Below are 2,994 nucleotides of genomic sequence, written 5' to 3'. Positions count from 1 at the left end.
GAGGGGACGCCGGCCTCGGCCAGCCGCGCGGCGGCGGCGGACAGGGCGTCGGCCAGGTTTGTGGCGGGCACTGCTGGCTAGTTTTCCTCGCCCAGGGCGGCCAACCGGTGTTCCTCGTCCGCCTGGATGGCGGACTGGATCACCGGTTCCAGTTCACCGTTCATCACCGCGTCCAGGTTGTAGGCCTTGTAGCCGGTGCGGTGGTCGGCAATCCGGTTCTCCGGGAAGTTGTAGGTGCGGATGCGCTCGGACCGGTCCATGGTGCGGATCTGCGACTTGCGCGTCTCGGAGTTCGCGGCGTCGATCTGCTCCTGCTGGTGGGCCAGCAGCCGCGCCCGGAGCACGCGCATGCCGGCCTCGCGGTTCTGCAGCTGGGACTTCTCGTTCTGCATCGCGACCACGATGCCGGTGGGCAGGTGGGTGATGCGCACCGCCGAGTCGGTAGTGTTCACGGACTGGCCGCCCGGACCCGAGGAACGGTAAACATCGATCTTCAGGTCGTTCTGATGGATATCCACTTCTTCCGGCTCGTCCACTTCCGGAAGCACCAGGACGCCCGCGGCGGAGGTGTGGATGCGGCCCTGCGATTCGGTCACCGGAACGCGTTGGACGCGGTGCACGCCGCCCTCGAACTTGAGCCTGGCCCAGACGCCTTCGGACGGGTCGTTGGAGTTGCCCTTGATGGCCATCTGGACGTCCTTGTAACCGCCCAGGTCGGACTCGGTCGCGGAAATGATCTCGGTTTTCCAGCCGCGGGATTCGGCGTAGCGCATGTACATCCGGAGCAGGTCGCCGGCGAACAGTGCCGCCTCGTCGCCGCCTTCGCCGCCCTTGACCTCGATGATCACGTTGCGCGCGTCGTCCGGATCGCGCGGTATCAGCAGGCGGCGGAGCCGTTCCTGGGCGATTTCGAGTTCGGCTTCGAGCCCGGGCACCTCGGCCGCCAGCTCGGGATCCTCGTCGGCGAGCTCGCGTGCCGCTTCGAGGTCGTCCGCCAGGTGGGACCAGCGCTTGTGCGCCTCGACGATGCCGTTCAGCTCCGCCGACCGCCGGCCCAGCTTCCGGGCGCGCGCCTGGTCGGAATAGACGGCAGGGTCGCTCAATTCCTTCTGGAGCTCGGCGTGCTCGTCAAGAAGCCCCTGAACGGACTCAAACATCTTCAAACCTCTTTCGACTCACAACAAGTCTAAATAGCAACGACATGGACTGCAGGTAAAGGTGACTTAACAGCAACAGCCGCTGAGTTTTTTGCCGGCCAGGGAGTGGCATCGGGCCTACCGGAGCCGGGCGGCTCAGGATCGCAGATCCTGGGCCACCCGGCGTAGGGGCGGGGCCGGCAAAAAATCAGCGGCTGTAAAGCAGCTACTTGTCGTTTTCGGCCTTCGAGCCGAGCGTCGTCTTCTGGACCTGCATCAGGAACTCGACGTTGGACTGCGTCTCACGGATCTTGCCGGTGAGCAGTTCCAGCGCCTGCTGGGTGTCCAGCCCGGAGAGGACGCGGCGCAGGCGCCACATGATCTTGACCTCTTCGGGCGAGAGCAGGTTTTCCTCGCGGCGGGTGCCCGAGGCGTTGACGTCGACGGCCGGGAAGATGCGCTTGTCCGCCAGCGAGCGGGACAGGCGCAGTTCCATGTTGCCGGTGCCCTTGAACTCCTCGAAGATGACCTCGTCCATCTTGGACCCGGTCTCCACCAGTGCGGTGGCGAGGATGGTCAGGGAACCGCCGTTTTCGATGTTCCGGGCGGCGCCGAAGAAACGCTTCGGCGGGTACAGCGCCGAGGAGTCCACGCCGCCGGAGAGGATGCGGCCCGAGGCCGGGGCGGCCAGGTTGTAGGCGCGGCCCAGGCGGGTCATCGAGTCCAGCAGGACGACCACGTCCATGCCCATCTCCACCAGTCGCTTGGCGCGCTCGATGGCCAGTTCGGCCACGGTGGTGTGGTCGTCGGCGGGACGGTCGAAGGTCGAGGCGATGACCTCGCCCTTGACCGTGCGCTGCATGTCCGTGACCTCTTCGGGCCGCTCATCGACCAGCACCATCATGAGGTGGACCTCGGGATTGTTGGTGGTGATCGCGTTGGCGATGGACTGCAGGATCAACGTCTTGCCGGCCTTCGGCGGGGAGACGATCAGGCCGCGCTGGCCCTTGCCGATAGGAGCGACCAGGTCGATGACGCGGGGGCCGATCTTCTTCGGCTCGGTCTCCAGGCGCAGCCGCTCGGACGGGTACAGCGGGACCAGCTTGGTGAAGTCCACGCGGTCCTTGTTCTCCTCCACCGGCTTGCCGTTGACGGAGGTGAGCTTGACCAGTGCGTTGAACTTCTGCCGGCTGCCCTGGCCGCCGGAATCGCCGTCGCGCGGGGCGCGGATGGCGCCGACGACGGCGTCGCCCTTGCGCAGGTTGTGCTTCTTGACCTGGGCCAGCGAGACGTACACGTCGTTCGGTCCGGGCAGGTAGCCGGAGGTGCGCACGAAGGCGTAGTTCTCCAGCACGTCCAGGATGCCGGCAACGGGCAGCAGCACGTCGTCGTCGGAGATCTCGGTGTCGTCGACTTCGGGACCGCGGTCGCGGCCGCGGCGACGCTCGTTGCGGTCGCGGTAGCGGGTGTTGTTGCTGTCGTTGTCGCGGCGGTTGCGGCGGTTGCGGTTGCGGCCGCGGCCGCCCTCGTCGCCGTCATCCTGGCGGGTATCGCGGGTGTCGCGCTCCCGGGTGTCGCGGGAATCGCGGTTGTCGCGGTTATCCCGGGTGTCGCGGTCGGCGTCGCTGCGATTGCGGTTGCGGCTGCGGCGGTCGGACTGGCCGTCGCCGCGGCCGGACTGCTGCTGGCCGGAGCCGTCCTGGCCGTCCCTCTTCTCGTCCTGCTGAACCTCGGCCGGCTTGCCGTCGGGAGCTTCCTGCGGTGCGTCGGCCTTGGTCTCGGCCGCGTCCTGCTGGCCGGAGTCGGAGCGGCGGTTGCGTCCGCGGCTGCGGCGCTCCTGGCGTCCCTCGCCCTCGGC

Annotated in this window: 2 protein-coding genes; both read right to left on the bottom strand. The window is 67.5% G+C overall.

The window, feature by feature from the left end; genetic code table 11:
• Positions 1-77: 77 nt before the first annotated feature.
• Complete coding sequence (gene prfA, locus AC5RV2_RS16445; protein ID WP_494067187.1) at positions 78-1,157, bottom strand: peptide chain release factor 1; 1,080 nt, start codon at positions 1,155-1,157, stop codon at positions 78-80.
• Between the two features lie 205 nt (positions 1,158-1,362).
• Positions 1,363-2,994 (bottom strand): transcription termination factor Rho (gene rho, locus AC5RV2_RS16440; RefSeq protein WP_494093224.1); only part of this gene is annotated, 1,632 nt, incomplete at its 5' end.

Source organism: Arthrobacter sp. Y3225116, from assembly GCF_059091245.1.
Note: the sequence above shows the minus strand (reverse complement) of the source record. Positions and strands in the feature narration are given on the sequence as shown.

Coding starts and splice junctions, on each gene's coding strand:
- prfA (WP_494067187.1), bottom strand. CDS start 1,157: ATGTTTGAGTCCGTTCAGGGGCTTCTTGACGAGCACGCCGAGCTCCAG.